The organism is Paractinoplanes toevensis, from assembly GCF_018332695.1.
In the GTDB taxonomy this organism is placed as follows: Bacteria; Actinomycetota; Actinomycetes; order Mycobacteriales; family Micromonosporaceae; genus Actinoplanes; species Actinoplanes toevensis.
The window spans coordinates 82,871-102,783 of record NZ_BOQN01000001.1 but is presented as its reverse complement, the minus strand read 5'-3'; the positions used below and the strand labels follow the sequence as shown (position 1 = coordinate 102,783).

Sequence of the window (19,913 nt, the reverse complement as noted above, 5' to 3'; positions counted from 1 at the left end):
GACTGATGCCGGTCATCGGGGCAGGTGCTGCCGGGATTCGGCGATCAGCGCCGGGGTGAGCAGGTCACCGAACCGTTCGGCCAGCAGGGAGATCTCGTAGCCGACCAGGCCCAGATCGCAGTCGCCGCCGGCAACCACCCCGAGAACGCTGCCACCGGAGATCTGCGACACCAGCAGGAAACCGCGCCGCATCTCGATCATGATGAGTTTCAGGCCGTCGAAGTCGTACCGGCGGGACGCGCTGCGGGCGAGGCTGGCCAGACTCGACACGATCGCGGCCAGCTGGTCGGCCTCGGCCCGGTCCAGCCCGTCGGAGCTGGCGATCAGCAAGCCGTCCGACGAAACGGCGATGGCATCCCGTACGCCGTCGGTCTGGTGGACGAAGTTGCCGAGAAGCCAGTTGAACCGGTGCCGGTCGGCCGACGCGTCGACGCTCATACGTTCTCTTCCTGTGATCGGGCGGTACCGGCTCGCAGCACGCCGTCGCGGAACGCGGTGAGCCGCGTCCGGAGCGCCTCCGGGGTGTCCTCCACGGCGGGCGGCGGTTCGGCCACCGCCACTGCGGTGGCGGTGGACGGTTCCCGCCGGTTGCGCGGAGTGCGCCGGCGCAGGCCGTTGGGCGTACGGTCGGCGGCCACCGATTCGGCCGGGGGTGCGGGGGCGGGGTCCACCACGACGTACTCGATGGTGTTGGAGCGCAGCGGAACGTTCTCGCGTGGCGCCGGCGGAAGGCGGCGCGCCGGCGCCGCCGCGGCCGTGACGGTCTTCCGTTCCACCAGGACCGAAGCCGGCAGCGACAGCCGGGCGGTCACCCCGGTCACCGGCGACGGCGCGAGCTGGACCCCGATGCCGGTCTCGGCGGCGAGCCGGCCCACCACGAAGTGGCCGAGGAACCGGGCCGGCGCGGTGATGAAGTCGCCCTCGCCGCGCAACCGCTGGTTGGCGTCCGCCATCTCGTCGGGGCGCATGCCGATGCCCTGGTCGGTGACCGCGATGAGGTAGCCGTCGCCGATCACCCGGCCGTGGATCTCCACGTCCACATCGGGCGGTGAGAAGGCCAGACCGTTCTCGATCAGTTCGGCGAGCATGTGCGCGACCCCGGTCACGGCCGAGCCCGCGACCAGGGCGTCGTCCACCCGGCGCAGGGTGACCCGGCGGTACTCCTCGACCTCGCTGATCGCGGCCCGGATCACGTCGGTGATCGGCAGCGGCTCCGACCACTGGCGCGGGCTGGCCGCGCCGACCAGCACGAGCAGGCTCTCGGCGTTGCGGCGCATGCGGGTGGCCAGGTGGTCGAGCTCGAACAGGTTGGCCAGCCCGGCCGGGTTGGCCTCTTCGCGCTCCAGCTTGGTGATGAACCCGAGCTGGCGGCGCAGCAGGTTCTGATTACGGCGGCCGAGGTCGGCGAGCGATTCGGCGGTGGCCCGGCGCAACCGCGCCTGCTCGGTGGCCAGGGCGTACGCCGTGGTCTGCACCCGCTCGAAGGCGTCGGCCACCTGCCGCACCTCGGTGGTGGCGCCCCGGTCGACCCGCACCGGCGACGGCGGGTCGTCGACGGTGCCGGAGCCGGCCCGGTGCACCGCCCGGGGCAACTCGTCGGCGGCGATCCGGTGTGCCTCGGCGGCCAGGGCGTCGAGCGGGCGGGCCAGTGCCCGGGCCGCCACGAACGCCAGGTAGCCCGCACCGGCCAGCAGCAGCAGGGTCACCACGGCCAGCCCGCCGAGCCGCAGGCCGGCCCTGCGCTGGAGGTCCTCGGCCCGGTCCTGCGCGGAGACGCCGATGCCCCGGCCGGCGGTCTGCAGGGCGTCGAGCACGGCGCCGGACGCCGACCACCACGAGGTGGCGTCGACCCGCAGCGCGCGCCCGTCGGTGGCGGTCAGCGCGGCCTGCTCCATCGCGGCGACCTGGCGGCCGGCGTCGGTGTTCAGCACCTGGTTCTTCGCGTCCAGGGCGGCCGGGTTGCCGTACTGGTTGAAGGCCAGCAGTGCGGTGTCGCGCGCGGACCGCGTCGAGACGAACTGGACGAACTCGCCCGGACCGAAGGCGCCGGCCGTGAACACGCCGTTGAGCAGCATGCGTTCCTGGGCGGCCGACTCCGTCGCCACGCTGAACATGCTGAGAGTGGCGTAGCCGCGGCGGAGTTCGGTGTCGCCGACGGTGCTGAGTCCGTAGTCCACGTTGATCAGCTGGGTGATCAGTCCGGTGTAGAAGCCGGCGGTGGCCGCCTGCGCGCCGGCCCCGGTGTCGGTGGCGGCGCGCACCCCGGCGAGGCCGTCGAGCTGGGTGAGCACGCCGGCCACCCGATCCTCGGCCCGGCCGCCCGGCTCGGTCAGCGACTCCACCTCGGCGCGCTGCTTGTCGACGCGCTGACGGGCCGGGGCGAACTCGGCGCGGAAGCCGGCGATGCCGCCGAGCAGGCCGGCCGCGAGACCGCGCTCGGTCTGCAGGTCCTGCACCAGCTCGAGCACGGCGAGCTCGAGGGTGACGGCCTGGGCGGTCCGGGCGGCGGTGCGGTATCGGTCGACCTCGCCGACCGCGATGATCCCGAGCAGCACCAGGACGGCCGCCATCGGTAGCGCCAGGATCCGCGCGATGCGACCGCGGATCGTGCCACCCGGGCGACCGGACGGCGCGGCGTCGTGGACGGGCACGCGATCAGCTCATCTGTCAGCGCGACTGTGTGAGCGTGCACACAGCCTTTTCTGCTGGTCACCTGGTGGCGGGAGTCAGGCGTGGTCCTGCGGTCACTCTTTGTCGACCGCCGCAACAGGATCTGTGTTGCCGTCGGTCAAGGTCAATACTTCTGCCGCAGAAATTTACCGGCGCCGACCAGCGCAGAGATCATCCAACTCGGACTCATTTCCGACACCGGAACAATCACGGCGTCCTATTTCCGCCGTTGCTTCGGGGTTTCTGCGCCTTTGCTGAACTGGCAAGAATTCTTGGCGTTCGCCGGCGGCCGGCGGCACCGTGCTCACATGACTGCAGAGATGAAGGACGCATACGAGGTAGTGGTCGTCGGCGGCGGCGCGGCCGGGCTCAGCGGGGCCCTGATGCTGGCCCGGTCGCGGCGATCGGTGCTGGTCGTGGACGCGGGGGAGCCGCGCAACGCTCCCGCCGACGGGGTGCACGGGCTGCTGGGCCGCGAGGGCATGCCGCCGCTCGAGCTGGTCGCGCGCGGCCGGGACGAGGTGCGCGGTTACGGGGGTGAGATCGTCACCGGCACGGTGGCCCGGGTGCGGCCGGACGGCGACGGCTTCGTGGTCGGCCTCGGCGACGGGCGGGACGTGCGGGCGAAGCGGCTGCTCGTGACGACCGGTCTGGTCGACGAGCTGCCCGACGTGCCGGGGCTGCGGGAGCGGTGGGGGCGGGATGTCGTGCACTGCCCGTACTGCCATGGGTGGGAGGTCCGCGACCAGCCGATCGCCGTGATCGCGACCGGGCCGGCGTCGATCCACCACGCCCTGCTGTTCCGGCAGCTCACCGACGATCTGATCTTCTTCCGGCACGAGCAGCCGGCGCTCACCGAGGCGCAGGCCGGGGACTTCGCCGCGCGCGGCATCACCGTGGTGGACGGTCCGATCGCCGCGGTCGAGGTGACCGGCGACGCGATCTCGGGGATCCGCCTCGCTTCCGGCTCGGTGGTTCCGCGCCGGGTGGTCGCGGTCGCCACCCGGATGATCGCGCGGGCCGGGTTCCTCGACGGGCTCGGACTCAAGGCGGTGCCGCACCAGTCGGGGATGGGCGAGCACATTCCGGTCGACGCGACCGGGCGCACCGAGGTGCCCGGGGTCTGGGCGGCCGGGAACGTCACCGATCTGTCCGCCCAGGTGGGTTCGGCCGCCGCCGCGGGGGCCTTCGCCGGTGCCCAGATCAACTTCGACCTGGTCCTGGCGGCCGCCCCCACGCATTGACCGACGCCGATGCCTGGCGTAGTTTCCCCTGAGGAAAGCGCATTCCTGAAGGGGGTACTCGGTGAAGGCTCTGCTCGTTCTCGCGATGCTCGCACTGCCGGCGCCGGTCGCCGCCGCCGGCACCTACTACGTCGCGCCCGGAGGCAGCGACAGCAACGCGGGCACGCTCGCCGCGCCGTTCGCCACCATCCAGAAAGCCGTCGGGGTGGTCGCCGCCGGCGACACGATCGCCCTGCGCGGCGGCACCTACAAGCTCGACTCCACGGTGACGATCGCCAAGAGCGGCACCTCGGCGGCGCCCATCACGCTCACCGCGTACCAGTCGGAGCGGCCCGTCATCGACGCCGAGGCTCTGCCCTACACGCCCGGGGCGGTCGGGTCGACCATTCCGGCCGCGCAGCGGGGTGCGATCCACATGGAGGCGGCCTACTGGCGGATCGTGGGGCTGGAGATCGTGCACGGGCCGTACGGGGTCTATTGCAACGCGTGCAACAACAACACGTTCGAGCGGCTGTCCACGCACGACAACTACGAGACCGGGTTCCAGTTGCAAGGGGCCTCGGCCGGAAACCTGATTCTCAATCTGGACAGCTACAACAACCGGGACCCGCGCAAGAACGGCGAGAGTGCCGACGGGCTCGGCATCAAGGAAGGCAGCGGCGCCGGGAATGTGGTGCGGGGCGTCCGGCTGTGGAACAACATCGACGACGGTTTCGACGCCTGGGCCTTCACCTCGCCGATCACCATCCAGAACAGCATCGCGTACGGGAACGGCTACAACCGCTGGGCCATCCCGAACTTCTCCGGTGACGGCAACGGGTTCAAGCTGGGTGGCAGCGGCGGGACGGGACCGGCCGCCAACCACGCGGTGAGCAACAGCATGTCGTTCTCGAACGCGGCGCACGGCTTCACCGACAACGGAAACACCGGCACTCTGCTGATCTCGCGGAGCACGGCCTATCAGAACGCCAAGACCGGCTTCGACTTCGACGGCGGATCCACGTCGAAATTGACGGCCAATCTAGCGGTGGGAAACAAGGCCACGGTGGCGCTGGGTTCGTCATCGGCGTCCGGCAATTCCTGGAACATCGGCGGTACGTGGACGCTGGTAAGCACCGATCCGAGCGTGATCACCGGAGCCCGAAACGCCGACGGCTCGGTCCGCACGTCCGATTTCCTGGTGCCGGCCAACGGGACTGCCATAGGCGCAAAGATCTAGAGACCCTTTTCCGTACGGCCCGGCTCAGTCCCGTGGCACGCCGTCCCGGCAGGTGCAGCTCACCCTCCGCGCGCCCGCCACGGGCGGGCCCGGCCCGCCCCTGGCTACACCCGACCTTGTGGACCTACCGCGCGGACAGAGCGGCAAGTCCACAAGATCGGCCGCGTGGTCCTGGCTACGCCCGATCTTGTGGGCATGCTGTGCGGATGGCGGCGTCAAGGGGTGGTTGCATCGGTGCTGGTCAGGAACTCGGCGAGTTTCTCGGCCGGGGTTCGCCAGTGCGCTGGGCGAGGCGGGTCAAGACCTCGGTGCGTAGCAGTCCGGGTTGTGCCAGTCGTCCGGGCCGGGGTCGGGGGCGGCGGCCGGTGGAAACGCGTTCGGCCTGGCCGGCCCGGTACGCCATCTCGGGTCTGTCGAACCGGACGGCGTGGGGATGCAGCGAGTTCAGTTTCACTTCCCGCGACACCGTCGAGCAGGCCCGGCCCAGCCTGCGGGCGATCGCCCGCATCGCATCGTGCCGGGCCGGCCCGATCGCTACCTCTTCACGTTCTGCCGTAGTCAACCGCGCCGCCATCACTGCACCCCATCAAGATCATCGATAGTGATGCAACGAAGTATTGACTCCGCCGATAGAGCGGCAAGTCCACAAGATCTGCGGTGTCGGGCGCCACGGCAGGGCATCGACCGCGTCGCCGCCGGCCGGTGGCCGGCTTGTGGGCCGGGCCCGCCCGCAGCGGGCGCGCGGAGGGTGAGTTGCAGCGGCCGGGACCGAGTGCCACGGGAGTGGGGCAGCGCGTACGCGAAAGAGAGCGTGAGTGAACGTGCGATGCCGCGGCAGGCACGTGGGGGCCTCCCCGCAGGGGTCAGTCGTTTGCCGAGCGGAGGCCGTCCAGGCCCAGCACCCGGTCCAGCAGGCGCAGCCGGAAGGCCAGGCTCAGCACGGCGAACCACAGCAGCAGCAACGGCAGGACCAGGGCGAACATCGGTGTGGACGGGCCGGTCAGGCCGAAGTAGGTGTAGAGGGCCGGCACGAACAGGACCGCGCCGAACGCCGCTATCAAGCCGGCCACCAGGTAGGCCGGGCGCTTGTCGTGGGTCGGTGGGGTCCAGGCCGCGAACAGGCGGTTGGGCGGGGCCAGGAACAGGATCAGCAGGAAACTCGCCAGGCAGAAGAAGCTCGACAGGCCGGTCTGGGCGGCGATGGTCGCTGATGCCGCCGTGAAGTCGGTGTCGTTGTAGGCCAGGCCGGTGTACCGCTCGAACTCCCGGACCACCTCGGCCGGTGTGCGGCCGGAGCCGAAACCGATCGTCACGGCCTCGTACAGCGCGGCGTACAGGGCCGTTCCGAAGCTTGCCGTGATCACCGCGGCGGGGATCACGAAGGCGGCCAGGCCGGAGAACATTTTGCGGTCGGGGGGCATCGGCTTCGCCCACATCGTCAGGAAGAACGTGGGCACACCCACCGTGAACAGCGTCAGGCCGACCTGGGTGGGGGAGTAGGGAAAGCCCAGGCCCAGCATCGTGACGGCGAGGATCACCAGGCCCTGGGTGGCCACCCGGGCCAGGAAGACGTGCAGGGACAGGCCGATGCCGTTGATGATGCGCCGGCCTTCGCGCTGCGCCGGTGGGAGTGCCGCGAACGAGTCGTCGGTCAGCACGATGTCGGCCACGTCGCGGGTCACCGCGCTGCCGCTGCGCATCGCCACGCCCACCTGGGCGCCCTTCAGGGCGCGGGCGTCGTTCACGCCGTCGCCGATCATCGCGACGTAGTGGTGCTGGCGGCGCAGCGAACGGACGATGCGCTCCTTGTGCTCGGGGGCCACCCGGCCGAAGACCGTGGTGCGGCTGACCACGCGGTCCAGCGCCGGGTCGTCCAGGCCGTCCAGGAGCGCACCCGCCACCGGCTCGCCCGCGTCCAGGCCGGCCCGCGCCGCGATCGCCGCCACCGTGCGCGGGTCGTCGCCGGACAGCACCTTCAGGTCGACGCCGTCGCGCCGGAACCGGGCGATCGTCTCGCCCACCTCGGGTCGCAGCTCGTCGGCGAGCGCCACCATGCCGACCGGTTCCAGCGCCGGCAGGGTGGGGCGTCCGGCCGCGTCGCGCAGTCCGGCTCCGGCCGTGGCCGGCCTGGCCAGCAGGAGTACGCGGAGACCGCGCTCGGTGCACTTCACCACGGTTTCCTCGGGCAGCGGCGGGGACAACCGGCCGGCCAGCGCGTCCGGTGCGCCCAGGATCCACGTACCCTCCTCGGCGACGACCCCCGACCAGCGCAGGGAGGACGCGAAGGGTATCTCGTCGCGGACCTGCCAGGCGGCGCCCGGCAGGGCCGCCGCCAGCGCCTGCGACGTGAGGTTGGGCGAGGCCGCGTTGTGGGCGAGCGAACCGAGCAGCCGTTCCACCTCGTCCCGGTCGTGCGTGCCGACCGGCTGGATCTCGTCGACGGTCAGCCGGCCGGTGGTGAGCGTGCCGGTCTTGTCGGTGCAGACCACGTCCACGTTGCTGACCGACTCGACCGCGTTGACCTGCTGCACGAGGGCGCCCGAGCGGGCGATCGTGGCCGCGCCCGCCGTGTAGGCGACGGCGATCAGGAAGAACAAACCATAAGGAACGAGCCCCGACAGTACGGCGGTGGTCTGCACGACCCGCAGCAGGCTGAAGCCCTCGATCGCGGCCTGGCCGAGGATCGCTCCGCTCATCAGCGCGGTCAGCGCCATGACCAGCCGCACCAGGAACTCGACGCGCTTCTGCAGCGGCGTCTTGTCGGTGCTGGCCCGGCGGGCCTCCGCGGTGAGCCGCCCGGCGTAGCTGTGCGCGCCCACGTCCCGGGCCAGCTGATGCCCGTCGCCGGCCACGCACAGGCTGCCCGAGCGCAGATCGTCGCCGGGCTGCTTCACCACCGGATCGGATTCGCCGGTCAGCAGCGACTCGTCGGCCTCGATCCGGCATTCGCCGAGCACCGGCCCGTCCACCACGATCTGATCGCCGGGCTTGATCTTCAGGACGTCGCCCCGCACCACCTGGTCCGGGTCGATCGTGGTCTCCTGCCCGTCCCGCACCACCATGACCTGGGTGCGTTCGAGCAGCTGGAGCCGGTCCAGCTTGCGCTTGGCCCGGATCTCCTGGGCCGCGCTGATCACCGCATTGATCAGACCGAGCCCGACGCTGATCAGCGCGTCGCTGAACCGGCCCATGGCCATCAGCGCCGCGCCGATCACGAAGAGAATGATGTTGAAGAACGAGAAGACGTTGGTTCGCAGGATCTCGGCGTAACTGCGGGAGCCGCCCTTGACCGCGGTGTTCGCGTCGCCGTGCTTACGCCGATATTCGGCCTGGGTGCTGGTCAGCCCGGTCCCGACGTCCGCCAGCAGCTGCTGCTCCATCGGCTACCCCCTCGCCCGGGGTAACGCTACCTCCCGGTTGAGCCGGTTTTCGGCGGTTTCACCGTTCACCGGGGCCGTGACTCGCTCGCGGCGTCGGGGACGATCGTGCTGTCGTCGGAGCGGTGGGTGCCGTCCTCGTCGACCTCGGGGTGTTCGGTGCGCAGGTGCTCGGTCATCTGGTCGTCGGGGATGTCGCGGTGGCCCGGTGGGCACAGGTTGCAGGTCGCCATGGGCACCATTGTCGTCAACGGTGGCCGGTTATGCCCCAGACCAACTGGTCCAGGGCGGCTTTCTCGTCCAGGCCGGCCGCGAAGCGCACGTGGTGCAGGTTCCGCAGGAAGACCAGGTCCTCCGGTACGCGGTCGGCGCCGGGCAGCAGCACCGGGATGACCGGCACGCCGCGGTTGACGCACTGTTCCAGGAAGGTGCGGATCTCCAGGGCCTGCCAGCGGCCCACCCCGGCCGGGCCGATGCAGACGGCGGCCGCGCCGGCGGTCAGCACGGCCGACTGGATCACGTCGGAGAACCACCGCCCGGGTGGGATCTGCTCGATGTCGATCCACGGGTTGAGGCCGCGGGCGCGCAACCGGCGGCCGAGGGCGCGGACGGCCGGCTTGTCGGCGCTGTTGTGGGCCATGAAGACGTCGAAGCCGGCCGGGCCGGCCGGGGCCGGGAGTCCCGGTTCGGTGAGGTCCACCTTCCGCAGGGCCCGCACCTCCGCGGGGTTCAGCCGGGCGATCGGGGCCGGGCCGTCGTCGTCCGGCAGCAGTTCGGCCAGGCGGGCCGGCTCCACGATGGTGCTCAGCGCGGCCGCCAGCCGGGCCGCCGACCGCCAGCGTTGCACGTCCGTCCGCGTGGCCGGCAGCAGTGCCCGCGCCTCGCGGGTGGTGGCGACGGCCCCGGCCAGCCGCTCGTCCGGGGACCCCCTGCGCCGCGGCGCGTCGATGCCGGCGGCGTCCACGGGGGACAGCGTGGTCCGCACCGGGATGAGACCGTCGCGCTGGTGCGGGAAGCGGATCTCGGCGACCGCGGCGTCGTATTCGTCCAGCGCCTCGGCCAGCCGGGGCACGGCGGCCAGGTCGGGGCCGTTCACCTCGGCCGGGACGGTGCCGGCGAGCGCCTGGGAACGGGCAGCGGCGACCAGTTCGGTGTGGATCGACTCCAGGGTGGGGCGCAGGGCTTCGACGGCGGCGGCGCGGCCGGTGGCCACGGCGGACTGCCGGTCGGCCTCGGCGCGGAGCGACTCGCAGACGCGGTCGCGGTATCGCAGGTGGGCCTCGGTGTACGGCTCGAGGGCCGGGCCCCGCCGCGCGGCCACCGCGGCGAGCAGGCGCGGTGCGGAGGCGAGGAACGCTTCCGGGTCGGGCTCGTCGCCGGGCGGCAGGCACTCCCGGATCTCCAGACCGGCGAGCCAGCGGGGTGCGGTCCGCTGCAACTCGCGCAGGTCGTTCGCCAGGCTCTCCCGGTGGCCGGCGGTAGCCGCGAGCCAGGTGGCGTCGTCGCCGGGAATCCGGTGGAGCTCGGCCAGGGCGGTGAAGATCTGCCGGGCGCACGCGTCGGGGTCGTCGTCGAGGTGACATCGGCCCACGGTGTCGCGGAACGCCGCGTATTCGGCGCGGAGGCGGTCGCGGTGCCGCACGCCGGCGAAGGCGGTGGTGGGTTCTTCCGGATCCCAGGTCAGGCGGTGCCGCCGGAACCTGTTCCGGGACAGGGCGGACGCCGCGGTGGTCCGCCACCACCCGAGCAGCTGCATCCGTGGCGCCTCCGGGCGGGGTGGTTCGCCGAGCGCCAGCGCCTCATCGGCCAGCGCCCGGGTGCCGGTGTCGGCGTTCCACTGCAGGTCCCGCAGGCGGGACCGGATCTGGTCGGGTGTACTGCGCCGGGCGAGCGCGTCGGCCTTTTTGCGCAGCTCGGCCGCCGTCCGGGCGTGGCGGTCGAAGTTCGCCAGCTCGTCGGTGAGCCGGTCGAGCCGGGAGCGGATGGCCCAGGGGATGTGGTAGTCGCCGGCCAGCACCCGCAACCGGCGGAGGCCTTCCTCGGGGTCGCTGTCCAGGATCTTCTCGGCGGTGAGGATCCCCCGGAGGACCCGCCAGGCCTCGAGGCGGTCGTAGCGCCAGTTGCGCACCGCGACCAGGGACGAGTGCGACTGCAGGACCAGGCGCTGGATGCTCTCCTCGACCGATTCCCAGCGGGCCAGCGCGGCCCGGTTGTCCGCGTAGAAGTCGTCGATCCAGCCGCGGATCCGCTGGTAGATCTGATCGGCGGAGAGCTCGCCGAACGGCAGCACCTGCACGGTGAGCGCGCCGACGTCGGTGAACACGACCACGCAGGGCACGTGCCGGCCGATGCCGAGCCGCTGCGCGAACCGCAGGGCTTCGCCGGTGCCGGGCATCGCGGTCTTGTGGGCGACCTCCGAGCTGATCTGCCGGTCGATGTCGGGGATGCCGGCGAAGGGCCGTAGGGCGGCGGGTCGCAGGCGTCGCCAGGGATCGCGTTCGAAGTCCAGGTCGACCCGCCGGAGCACGGCGCCGAGCACCCCGAGGCCGCCTTCCGGGCCGAACCCGAAGTGGTGGGACGGCAGGTCGGAGAAGAAGACGAAACGAACCCGATCCGCCGTACGGATACACAGGTCGACGCAGTAGCGGGTGAGGAACTCCCGGCACACCGGGGAGCTGTCGTTGACGACCAGGATGCTCCAGCCGAACCGGTCGACCAGCCCGCGGTCGGCCCGGTCCAGCCGGAACATGTACTGGTAGACCTCGGTCGCGGAGGGTGCCCGGAAGCCCATGTGACCATTCTCTCGGGCCCACCAAGATGTCCTACATTTACACTCGGCGGCATGTCGTTGCGTAGCCCGGTGCGGCAGGCTCCGCTGGTCATGCAGGTCGCCGAGCAGTTCCGCGGCCTCGTCGAGTCCGGTGCCTGGGCCGTGGGGGAGAAGATCCCCGGCGAGGTCCAACTGGCCGGCCAGCTCGGGGTCAGCCGGGGCACCGTGCGGGAGGCGCTGCGCGCGCTGAGCCTCACCGGCATCCTGGAACCGCGCGTCGGCGACGGCACGTACGTGCGCGCCACGAACGAGATCACCGGCGTACTCGTACGGGATGATCTGTCGCCGCTGACCGCGGTGCTGGACGTTCGCGCGGGTCTGGAGGCGGCCGCGGCGCGGCTGGCCGCCGGGGCGGATGTGGCCGCGCTGGACGCGGCGCTGGCCGCCCGGGCGCGGGCGCACGACATCGGCGACCGGGCCGGATACGTCGAGGCGGACGCCGCGTTCCACCGCGGCGTGATCAGGGCGAGCGGCAATCCGCTGCTGCTGCGGCTCTACGACGCGGTGGCCGAGGTGATCAACCAGTCGATCGTCGACACCGCGATCTTCCCGGAGGACCCGGTGGTCCGGGACTCGCACGCGGCCCTGCGCGACGCCATCCGCGACGGCGACCGGGAGGCCGCGGTGTCGGCCTCCTACGGGCTCATCGAATCGGTCAAGACGGCCATGGAGAAGGAAAACCAGTGAGCATCGTCCTGCATCTCGACCGGGTCACCTTCCGGCGGGACGGAAAGCAGATCCTGTACGGCATCGACTACACCGTGAACGCCGGGGAGCACTGGGTGATGCTCGGCCCGAACGGCGCCGGGAAGAGCACGGTGCTCGGCTTCTGCGGGGCGGTGACCCACCCGACCAGCGGCACCGTGCACGTGCTCGGCCGGCAGCTCGGCACGGTGGAGCTGCAGGCGCTGCGCCGCTCGATCGGGCACGTCAACCCGCGCCACCCGCTGCGCTCGCCGCTGACCGTGCGCGAGGTGGTGCTGACCGGGCTGACCGGCACGGTCGAGACCCCGTCGCGCTGGGAGCCGACCGCGGCTCAGCTCGGCCGGGCCCGGGAACTGATCGACCTGCTCGGGCTCGCGGCGCGGGCCGAGGATCGCTGGCCGACACTGTCGCAGGGGGAGCGCGGCCGCGCCCTGATCGCCCGCGCGCTGGTGGCCGACCCGCGGCTGCTGCTGCTCGACGAGCCGACCACCGGCCTCGACGTCGCCGCCCGCGAGCAGCTGCTGGACACCGTCGACCTGCTGCACCGCACCCACCCGGAGCTGGCGTCGGTGCTGGTCACCCACCATTTGGAAGAGCTTCCGGAGGGTACGACCCACGCCCTGCTGATCGCCGAGGGCCGGGTGGTCGCGGCCGGCCCGGTGCACGCCGTGCTGACCAGCGAGAACGTCACCGCGGCGTTCCGGCATCCGATCGATGTGGAGTTCCGCGACGGGCGGTGGAGTGCCCGGGCCGCTCGCCCGGCCCGGGCATCGCTCAGCTGAGGGTCTCGACGGTCCCGGCGGTGAGCAGGCTCTGGTAGTAGGTGACGTGATGCTCGCCGGGGGTGAGCCGGCGGGTCGTGCCGTCGGGCAGGACCGCCTCGGCCGTGGTGCCGGGCGGCACCGAGACCGACAGATCGACCTGTCCGCCGGTCACCGACCAGCGCACCTCGATCCGGCCGTACGGCGTCTCGTGCGCGGCGTGCGACCAGGTCAGGCCGCCACCCGGCCGTGGGCGCACCCGGAACGTCCGGTAGCCCGGCGACAGCTCCGACAGGCCCGCGACGTAGCGGTGCAGGAACGAGACGACCGCGCCCTTCGCATAGTGGTTCAGCGACTCGTGCGGCACCCCGGCCTCGTCGATGCCGTCCCAGCGCTCCCACATCGTCGTCGCCCCGCGGTCGATCATGGCAAGCCACGACGGCACGGTGTCCTGGAAGAGCAGTCGGTAGGCGACATCGAGATGGCCGGCCTCGGCCAGCACCGGCAGCAGGTCCGGAGTGGCCAGGAAGCCGGTGGCCAGGTGCGTGCCGGCCTTCTCGACCAGGGCCGCGAGCCGATCGCCGGTCGACTGCCGGAGCGGCCGGGGAACCAGGTCGAAGGCGAGTGCCCGCACGTGGTTGGCCTGGGTGTCCGGCGTCAGGTCGCCGGCCGCGAGGAACTCCCGCTGCCAGGCGTCGCGGGCGCCGGAAGCGAGGGCGGCATAGGGCGCGGGATCACGGCCGATGACCGCGGCGATGTGGGCCATCAGGCCCGCCGAATGCGCGAGATAGGCCGTCGCGACGTCGCTCTTGTCGGCGGCGACGAATGACGGGAAATCGCCCGGCTCTTCGCCGGGGGCCAGCCACTCACCCCAGTGGAAACCCGAATCCCATAGGTACGCCTCGTGCGGTGCCGCCACCGGTCGCCGCGCAACCCGCTCCGGATGCCGGCGGGTGCGCGCCATCGACGCGGCCCGGCCGATCCAGGCCTCCATCACCGGCCACATCTCGGCGAGGATCCGCTCGTCACCGTACGACCGATAGAGCTGCCACGGCACGATCACCACGGCGTCGCCCCAGCCGGCCGACCCGTTCAGCATGGCCATCCTGGAGTCGCGGCCCTCGGCCGGCGGGCACGGGCTCATGTTCGCGACCGTGCCGTCCGGCCACTGGTCGGCGGCCACGTCCCGCAGCCACTTCGTGCTGAAGCCGGCCACGTCGTAGAGGAACGCGGCGGCCGGCACGAACACCTGCCAGTCCCCGGTCCAGCCGGCCCGCTCCCGCTGCGGGCAGTCGGTCGGGATGTCGCAGGCGTTGTCCCGCAGACTCCACACGGCCGCCTCGTGCAGCCGGTTGATCCGGTCGTCGCTGCACGCGAACCAGCCGGTGCGGCGCAGGTCGGTGTGCACGACGATGCCGCGGACGTCGTCCGGGCCGACCTGCTGACCCTCGACCCGCACGTAGCGGAAGCCGTGCGTGGTGCGGCGCGGCTCGAACGTCGCGCCGGCCGGGCCGGCCGGCACGACGACGTCGACCATGCCGGCCGGCAGCGGTTCGGGCAGGAACGGAAAGGCCGGGCGGAGGTGCTCGGTGGTCACCTCGCCGCCGGCCCCGAGGGCCTCGGCGTGGGTGACTTCGACGGGTACGCCGTGAGCGCCCCGAAGTCCGAGTCGGATCCACCCGTTGATGTTCTGGCCGAGGTCGGCGACGTAGCGGTCCGGGCCCAGCTCGGTGACCGCGACGGGCACGACCTCCTCGATCCGGCGCACCGGCGGGGCCGGCGAGTCGGTCAGTGTCGCGTAGCCCAGGTCCCGGGGAACCGCCCGTGGCCAGCCGCGGTCGTCGAAGCCGGCCGAGTTCCAGCCGTGCGGGAACTGCCGCAGGTCCCAGGTCTCGCCGGCGATCAGGTCGGCGCTGCGCACGTGGCCGGTCCCGGCCCGCCAGCCGGGACCGGTGCCGACGGTCCGCTCGGTGCCGTCGGCGAACCACAGGTGCAGCTGGGCGAGCAGCGCGGTCTCGGTGCCCCACTGGTCGGTGGAGCGCAGGGCGCCGGTCTGGCCCCGGAACCAGCCGTCCGCGAGGATCGCCCCGAGAACGTTGTGTCCGCTCCCGATCATCTCGGTCACGTTGTAGGTCTGCACCTGGAGGCGGCTGCGGTACTGCGTGAAGCCGGGCGTGAGCTCGGCGTCACCGACCCGCTCGCCGTTGAGGAACGCCTCGTAGAGGCCGTGCGCGGTGATGTGGAGCCGGGCCCGCACGACCGGTTGAGTCGTTTCAAAGGCCGACCGCAGCAGGTAGCCCGGGCGGTCCGTTCCGGCCGTCTCCGGCGCGATCCAGGCGGCGGACCAGTCGTTCTCGGCCAGCAGACCCATCTCCCACCACGAGGGCGGTGACCAGCCGTGCTCGCCCCGGTCGGTCCACACCTTGACCTGCCAGGTGACCCGCTGTTCGGAGGCGAGCGCCGGCCCGTCGTAGGGGATCAGCACACTCCGGTCGGAGGAGACCCGGCCGGTGTCCCAGCCGTTGTCGCCCCGCAGCCGGTATCCGATCTGCCGTGCGGCGCCGGCCGGCAACTGCCAGGAGAGCCGCGGCGAACGGACATGGATCCCGAGTGCCGTGGCCAGATGCTCGACCCGCAGAGCGCGGCCGGTCATCGCGGGGTCACCGGCTCGAATGCCGGAATCTTCGACCTGCGCGCGGATATTTCGGCGGCCAGTGGGTGGTGGCGGGCGGCGGTCTCCTGGATCTCGGCGCCGTGGGCCCGCTTCTCCGCCATGGTCAGCACCGACGTGGTCAGATCGGTCCACTCGATCGAGCCGTCGGGCCGCAGCCGGCCGCGGGCGCCGCAGGTCGCGCAGGCCGCGTCGGTGCCGTGCAGTTCGACGACGTTGAGATGGCACAGCGGGCACAGGCCCGGCTCGCCCAGGTAGTCGACGTCGTCGAAGGCCTTGCCGAGCTGGCTCGCCACATTCGCGCCCAGCCGGGCCGCCCGCTCCAGGGCGTCGTCGTCGAGCAGGATCGACTGCGGGGTGCCGGCGCCGCCGAACGCCACCTGGTCGACCACGGCGATGTGCATGGAGAAGGTGACCGTGTGCAGCAGCGGCAGAGCCAGGGTCTTCCACTGCGGCGTCAGTGAGCCGCCGACCGCGAGGAAGCCGGCCACCCGCGGCCGCAGCACGCGCTCGTCGACCCGGAACGGGACGGCCGGTTCGGTGCCGGAGCGGCGCAGCGCGACCAGCTGCTCGATGATCGCGGCGTCCGCGTTCGGGCCGAGCAGGCGGTCGACCAGCAGCTTCAGGTTGGCCGAGACCGTCCGCGACATGATCGGGGTGCTGACGATCAGCGCGTCGGCGTCGACCAGTTTCTCCCACAGCCAGTCCAGGTCGCCGGCCGAGGTCAGATCGAGGTCGGCCAGCCGGACGAGGTCGGCGCCGGCGCCGCCGATCGCGCCGAGCGCGGTGCACAGCACGATTTCCGCACTGCCGCCGGCGTTGCCGGCCGACAGGCCGAGGACTCGGCTCACGGGTGCCCCCTCTGCATCAATTCGACAAGGTTGCCCTCGGGGTCGGCGACGAAGGCCATCCGCACGCCCACTTCCGGCGACGGCCGGGGTTCCAGCACGGCCCGCGCGCCGAGCCCGACGATCCGCTGGTAATCGGCGTCAAGATCAACAACATCGAAGGCGATATGCCCGTACGCCTCGGAGAGCGCCGCCTCGGCCGGGTTCGCGGGCCGCAGGCCGGCCACCGAGCCCGGCCGGTGCAGCAGTTCGAGGCGGTCGCCGTGCGCCGGGTGCAGCAGCATGACGATGTCCAGGTCGATCGGGTCGACCCGCAGAGCCAGCTCGCGGCGGTAACCGAACGCGGCGCAGTACCACTCGGCCGCCGCGTCCAGGTCGTGCACAGACAGCCCGACGTGGTCGAGCCGGGCTTCAGCCATGGACGTTGAGCCGGGCCGGGTCGGCCGCCAGATAGGACACGAACCGGCCGTCCGGGTCCCGGGCGGCCCGGATCTCCTCGAGCCGCCGGTAGTTGGCGTCGGAGAGGAAGCGGTCCTGCCGGCCGGTGAAGTCGGTGTCGCCGAGGTAGACGCCGGCGCCGCCGTCGGCCGCGATGGCCGCGGTCCGCTCGTGCACCCAGGTGCGGTACCTCTCGTCGTCGGCCGGGTCCTCGTAGACCACGTAGGTGGCGATGTAGACGTTGCCCTCGACCGAGAACGCCATGTCCGGCAGCGGCCGGGTCGGCGCCCACCCGTACCAGATGGAGAACGAGTGGGTGGTGTCCAGCTCCCGCCACAGCCGCAGCAGCGGCGGGGCGAGCCGCTCGGCGGGCGCGTCGGTCCAGGTGCAGTCGACCGCGTACCGGTGACCCTCGGGGCTCTGCTCCTCCTGGGCGTCGCCCTCCTGGGCGAGACTGGTCTCGCCGCGCACGTGCCCGATCTTCGGCACCGGGCAGCTGTCGAAGACCCGCAGCAGTTCGTCGGCCTCCTCCGGGCTCGACACCATGGCGGTGGTGTGCAGCAGCAGGACCGTGCCGGGATGGGCGACGCCCTCGTCGAGCGGCACACCGGGCAGGCGGGTGGCGGCGATGACCGGCTCGACCCGGCGGTCCAGCTTCGGCAGCAGCTCATGCATCCAGGACAGCAGGGCCTCGCCATCGTCGAGCGAGAACGACCAGGTGTCGTGCCACAGGTGCGGGTAGGCCGGGTAGGTCTGCAGGTGGAACGCGGTGACGATGGCCGGGAAACCCGGTCCGGCGCCGCGGGCCGCCCAGTAGAGGTCGCTGTTCTGGCTCGCGTCGCAGCGGAGCCGCTCACCGGACGCGGTCACCACGTCGACGGCGACCACGCTCTCGCAGGCCCAGCCCTTGGACCGGCTGTTCCAGCCCTGGCCGCCCTGCAGCAGGAACCCGCCGATGCCGACGGTCGGGCAGTGCCCGCCGGGGAACGCGCGGCCGCGCTCGGCGAGAAAAGGCGCGAGCTCGCGGCCACCCCGCACGGCGGGGCCGGCGACGGCAATGCCGCTCTCCTCGTCGTACGCGAGGGAATTGAGTCCTTCGAGGTCGATCAGCAGGGCGTCGTCGCGGACGCTCCAGGCCGCCCAGGAGTGACCGCCGGAGCGGACGCTGACCGGCCAGCCCCGCTCGGCGGCCAGCCGCACGCCGTCGGCGACATCGTCGGCGCTCTCCGCGAGGAGAACGGCGGCCGGGTAGCGATCCGGCCGGCGGTGGTTGAAGACCCGGCCGACCCGGGCCTGTTCATAACCGGCGAAGCCGCGCAGGAACAGCCTCATGCCGCGGCCTCCGGCGCGGGGGCGAACATCGACGCGCGGGCGCCGGTGATCCAGCCGACGAGATGGTCGTTCTCGGTCTCGGCGGCCGGGATGTCGGCGACCTTGCGACCCCGGTTGAGCACCGCGATCCGGTCGCAGACCGCCATCGCCAGGGGCAGGTTGTGGGTGACCAGCACGCAGGCCACGCCCTGGTCGGCCAGCCGGCGGATCAGCGACTGCACCTGCTGGGTCTGCTCGTAACCCAGCGCCGCGGTCGGCTCGTCCAGCAGCAGTATGCCGCTCTGCTCGCCGTTCACCCGGGTGGCACCCCGGGCCAGGGCGACGACCTGACGCTGGCCGCCGGAAAGCATCTCCACCGGCCGGGTCACCGCCGCCGTGCGGACCCCGAGCTTCTCCAACTCGGCGGCCGAGCGACGACGCTGGGCCTTGTGGTCGACGAAACCGAGCCAGCCCAGCGGGCCCCGCCGCAGGATCTCCCGGCCCAGGTTGAGGTTGGTGGCGATGTCCTGCGCGTCGACCAGTGCGAGGTCCTGGTAGACCATCTGGATGCCGGCGTGGGTGGCGTCGGCGGGGGAGCCGAACGTCGCCGCGGTGCCGTGCACCCGGATCTCGCCACTGGTCGGCTGGTGCGCCCCGGACATCACCTTGAGCAGCGTCGACTTGCCGGCGCCGTTGTCGCCGAGCAGGCCGAGCACCTCGCCCTGACGCACCGCGATGTCGATGCCGTCCAGCGCCCGGACGTACCCGTAGTGCATGTCGATGTTGCTCAGTTCCAAGGCGGTCGCGGTCATCGTTTCACCTCGTGCTGCACGAGCCGGCGGGACACGGTGGTCGACACCCACTTCTCCACGGCGAGCGAGCCGAGCAGCAGCAGGCCGGTGGTGGCGGTCGCCCAGTACGGCGAGACGCCCTTGATGGTCAGCGCGTTCGAGATGGTGCCGAGAATCAGCGCGCCGACCAGCACCCGGGGCAGCGAGCCCCGCCCACCGGCCAGCGAGACACCGGCCAGCGCGACCGCGGTGAGCGCGTTGAAGATGATGCTGACGTTGGCGGCCGGGTTGGCCTCGGTGACCAGCGCGGTGGTCACCAGGCCGCCGAGCGCCGCGCAGAACCCGCTGATCACGAAGCCGAGCACCTTGTAGCGGTCGGCATGGATGCCGGAGCGGCGGACCGCCTCGGCGTTGCCGCCGACCGCCATCATCCGGATGCCGTCGCGGGTGCGGGTGAGGAAGACCGTGAGCAACGCGAACAGCGCCGCGGTGATCCAGACCGGGGCCGGTAGCCCCGCGAACCGGTCGGTGCCCATGAAGACCAGCGAGTCCAGCCCGGAGATCGTGTAGCCACCGGCGATGCCCGCCGCGGCCCCGCTCATCACCGACAGGGTGCCGATGGTGACGATGATCGGGTTGAAGCCGCGCAGCGAGATCAGGCCGTTGATCAGCCCGACGAACCCGCCGAGGACCAGGGCGACCACGATCGCCAGGCCGGTCGGCGTGCCGTGCGTGATCAGCCAGCCGCAGACGCAACCGGCCAGGGCCGCGGTGCCCGGGATCGAGAGATCCAGGGCGCCGCAGATGATGCCGACGGCGATGCCGGCCGCGAAGATCGCGGTGAGGGCGGCGGCGTTGGCGATCAGGATCCCGTTGTCGAGACTGGCGAAGTACGGGCTGGCCCAGATGCTGAACGCGATCAGCAGCACGGCCCACAGGACGAAGATCCCCCGGTCCCGTACGAAGATCAGCCAGCGGATGAGCGCCGGATCCTTGTCCTTCTCGGCGTTGACCGCTTTCGCGGCGGCGATGGTCACGGTCATTTCCT

Annotated in this window: 16 protein-coding genes; 4 read left to right on the top strand and 12 right to left on the bottom strand. The window is 72.0% G+C overall.

Translation table 11 applies throughout. The features are described 5' to 3' along the window. Nucleotides 1-12: 12 nt before the first annotated feature. Both Ato02nite_RS00485 and Ato02nite_RS00480 read right to left on the bottom strand, forming a co-directional pair. Entirely contained in the window at nucleotides 13-438 is a 426-nt protein-coding gene (locus Ato02nite_RS00485; protein ID WP_213004282.1) for a roadblock/LC7 domain-containing protein, read from the bottom strand. Continuing rightward, nucleotides 435-2,651, bottom strand: a complete 2,217-nt coding sequence (locus tag Ato02nite_RS00480) for a sensor histidine kinase (protein ID WP_246605919.1) — start codon at nucleotides 2,649-2,651, stop codon at nucleotides 435-437. Before Ato02nite_RS00480 ends, Ato02nite_RS00485 begins: the two co-directional genes overlap by 4 nt. Nucleotides 2,652-2,978: 327 nt before the next feature. Between Ato02nite_RS00480 and Ato02nite_RS00475 the strand changes: the two genes are divergently transcribed. Together Ato02nite_RS00475 and Ato02nite_RS00470 are read left to right on the top strand one after the other, a co-directional pair. After that, nucleotides 2,979-3,914 (top strand): NAD(P)/FAD-dependent oxidoreductase, encoded by a 936-nt coding sequence (locus tag Ato02nite_RS00475; protein ID WP_213004281.1) that lies wholly within the window; start codon nucleotides 2,979-2,981, stop codon nucleotides 3,912-3,914. Nucleotides 3,915-3,975: 61 nt separating this feature from the next. After that, nucleotides 3,976-5,133 (top strand): right-handed parallel beta-helix repeat-containing protein, encoded by a 1,158-nt coding sequence (locus Ato02nite_RS00470; protein ID WP_246605916.1) that lies wholly within the window; start codon nucleotides 3,976-3,978, stop codon nucleotides 5,131-5,133. A gap of 241 nt (nucleotides 5,134-5,374) precedes the next feature. On the opposite strand, the gene Ato02nite_RS52920 is transcribed toward Ato02nite_RS00470, so the two are convergent. From Ato02nite_RS52920 to Ato02nite_RS00450, 4 genes are all read right to left on the bottom strand, one after another. Next, on the bottom strand, nucleotides 5,375-5,707 hold the full coding sequence (locus Ato02nite_RS52920) for a helix-turn-helix domain-containing protein (RefSeq protein ID WP_213004280.1): 333 nt from the start codon (nucleotides 5,705-5,707) through the stop codon (nucleotides 5,375-5,377). 289 nt (nucleotides 5,708-5,996) lie between these two features. Further along, nucleotides 5,997-8,513 carry an HAD-IC family P-type ATPase gene (locus Ato02nite_RS00460; RefSeq protein WP_213004279.1) on the bottom strand — a complete coding sequence of 839 codons (2,517 nt, stop codon included), beginning with the start codon at nucleotides 8,511-8,513 and terminating at the stop codon, nucleotides 5,997-5,999. Nucleotides 8,514-8,578: 65 nt separating this feature from the next. Then, nucleotides 8,579-8,743: a hypothetical protein gene (locus tag Ato02nite_RS00455; protein ID WP_213004278.1), complete on the bottom strand. Its 165-nt coding sequence runs from the start codon at nucleotides 8,741-8,743 to the stop codon at nucleotides 8,579-8,581. Between the two features lie 14 nt (nucleotides 8,744-8,757). Further along, the gene (locus Ato02nite_RS00450) at nucleotides 8,758-11,301 is read right to left on the bottom strand and encodes a toll/interleukin-1 receptor domain-containing protein (protein ID WP_213004277.1); all 2,544 of its coding nucleotides are present in this window, start codon (nucleotides 11,299-11,301) and stop codon (nucleotides 8,758-8,760) included. Nucleotides 11,302-11,352: 51 nt separating this feature from the next. Between Ato02nite_RS00450 and Ato02nite_RS00445 the strand changes: the two genes are divergently transcribed. Beyond that, the gene (locus Ato02nite_RS00445) at nucleotides 11,353-12,027 is read left to right on the top strand and encodes a FadR/GntR family transcriptional regulator (RefSeq protein ID WP_213004276.1); all 675 of its coding nucleotides are present in this window, start codon (nucleotides 11,353-11,355) and stop codon (nucleotides 12,025-12,027) included. Next, complete coding sequence (locus Ato02nite_RS00440) at nucleotides 12,024-12,827, top strand: ABC transporter ATP-binding protein (protein WP_213004275.1); 804 nt, start codon at nucleotides 12,024-12,026, stop codon at nucleotides 12,825-12,827. The genes Ato02nite_RS00445 and Ato02nite_RS00440 overlap by 4 nt, the downstream gene beginning before the upstream one ends. Here Ato02nite_RS00440 and Ato02nite_RS00435 read toward each other — a convergent pair. The 6 genes from Ato02nite_RS00435 to Ato02nite_RS00410 are packed head-to-tail and all read right to left on the bottom strand — an operon-like array spanning nucleotide 12,820 to nucleotide 19,908. Further along, nucleotides 12,820-15,459: a family 78 glycoside hydrolase catalytic domain gene (locus Ato02nite_RS00435; RefSeq protein ID WP_213004274.1), complete on the bottom strand. Its 2,640-nt coding sequence runs from the start codon at nucleotides 15,457-15,459 to the stop codon at nucleotides 12,820-12,822. The two genes, Ato02nite_RS00440 and Ato02nite_RS00435, sit on opposite strands and share 8 nt — an antisense overlap. After that, the gene (locus Ato02nite_RS00430) at nucleotides 15,456-16,328 is read right to left on the bottom strand and encodes a flavodoxin family protein (protein ID WP_213004273.1); all 873 of its coding nucleotides are present in this window, start codon (nucleotides 16,326-16,328) and stop codon (nucleotides 15,456-15,458) included. The genes Ato02nite_RS00435 and Ato02nite_RS00430 overlap by 4 nt, the downstream gene beginning before the upstream one ends. Beyond that, nucleotides 16,325-16,744 (bottom strand): VOC family protein, encoded by a 420-nt coding sequence (locus Ato02nite_RS00425; RefSeq protein WP_213004272.1) that lies wholly within the window; start codon nucleotides 16,742-16,744, stop codon nucleotides 16,325-16,327. Before Ato02nite_RS00425 ends, Ato02nite_RS00430 begins: the two co-directional genes overlap by 4 nt. After that, nucleotides 16,737-18,095, bottom strand: a complete 1,359-nt coding sequence (locus tag Ato02nite_RS00420; protein WP_213004271.1) for an FAD-binding oxidoreductase — start codon at nucleotides 18,093-18,095, stop codon at nucleotides 16,737-16,739. The genes Ato02nite_RS00425 and Ato02nite_RS00420 overlap by 8 nt, the downstream gene beginning before the upstream one ends. Further along, entirely contained in the window at nucleotides 18,092-18,886 is a 795-nt protein-coding gene (locus Ato02nite_RS00415; protein WP_213004270.1) for an ATP-binding cassette domain-containing protein, read from the bottom strand. Before Ato02nite_RS00415 ends, Ato02nite_RS00420 begins: the two co-directional genes overlap by 4 nt. Further along, nucleotides 18,883-19,908: an ABC transporter permease gene (locus Ato02nite_RS00410; protein WP_213004269.1), complete on the bottom strand. Its 1,026-nt coding sequence runs from the start codon at nucleotides 19,906-19,908 to the stop codon at nucleotides 18,883-18,885. The genes Ato02nite_RS00415 and Ato02nite_RS00410 overlap by 4 nt, the downstream gene beginning before the upstream one ends. Nucleotides 19,909-19,913 lie beyond the last annotated feature (5 nt).

What these genes read in the sequence shown, in the direction of transcription:
- Ato02nite_RS00485 (WP_213004282.1), bottom strand. Translation starts at nt 438, where the DNA reads ATGAGCGTCGACGCGTCGGCCGACCGGCACCGGTTCAACTGGCTTCTC.
- Ato02nite_RS00475 (WP_213004281.1), top strand. Translation starts at nt 2,979, where the DNA reads ATGACTGCAGAGATGAAGGACGCATACGAGGTAGTGGTCGTCGGCGGC.
- Ato02nite_RS52920 (WP_213004280.1), bottom strand. Translation starts at nt 5,707, where the DNA reads ATGGCGGCGCGGTTGACTACGGCAGAACGTGAAGAGGTAGCGATCGGG.
- Ato02nite_RS00460 (WP_213004279.1), bottom strand. Translation starts at nt 8,513, where the DNA reads ATGGAGCAGCAGCTGCTGGCGGACGTCGGGACCGGGCTGACCAGCACC.
- Ato02nite_RS00455 (WP_213004278.1), bottom strand. Translation starts at nt 8,743, where the DNA reads ATGGCGACCTGCAACCTGTGCCCACCGGGCCACCGCGACATCCCCGAC.
- Ato02nite_RS00450 (WP_213004277.1), bottom strand. Translation starts at nt 11,301, where the DNA reads ATGGGCTTCCGGGCACCCTCCGCGACCGAGGTCTACCAGTACATGTTC.
- Ato02nite_RS00445 (WP_213004276.1), top strand. Translation starts at nt 11,353, where the DNA reads ATGTCGTTGCGTAGCCCGGTGCGGCAGGCTCCGCTGGTCATGCAGGTC.
- Ato02nite_RS00435 (WP_213004274.1), bottom strand. Translation starts at nt 15,459, where the DNA reads ATGACCGGCCGCGCTCTGCGGGTCGAGCATCTGGCCACGGCACTCGGG.
- Ato02nite_RS00425 (WP_213004272.1), bottom strand. Translation starts at nt 16,744, where the DNA reads ATGGCTGAAGCCCGGCTCGACCACGTCGGGCTGTCTGTGCACGACCTG.
- Ato02nite_RS00420 (WP_213004271.1), bottom strand. Translation starts at nt 18,095, where the DNA reads ATGAGGCTGTTCCTGCGCGGCTTCGCCGGTTATGAACAGGCCCGGGTC.
- Ato02nite_RS00415 (WP_213004270.1), bottom strand. Translation starts at nt 18,886, where the DNA reads ATGACCGCGACCGCCTTGGAACTGAGCAACATCGACATGCACTACGGG.
- Ato02nite_RS00410 (WP_213004269.1), bottom strand. Translation starts at nt 19,908, where the DNA reads ATGACCGTGACCATCGCCGCCGCGAAAGCGGTCAACGCCGAGAAGGAC.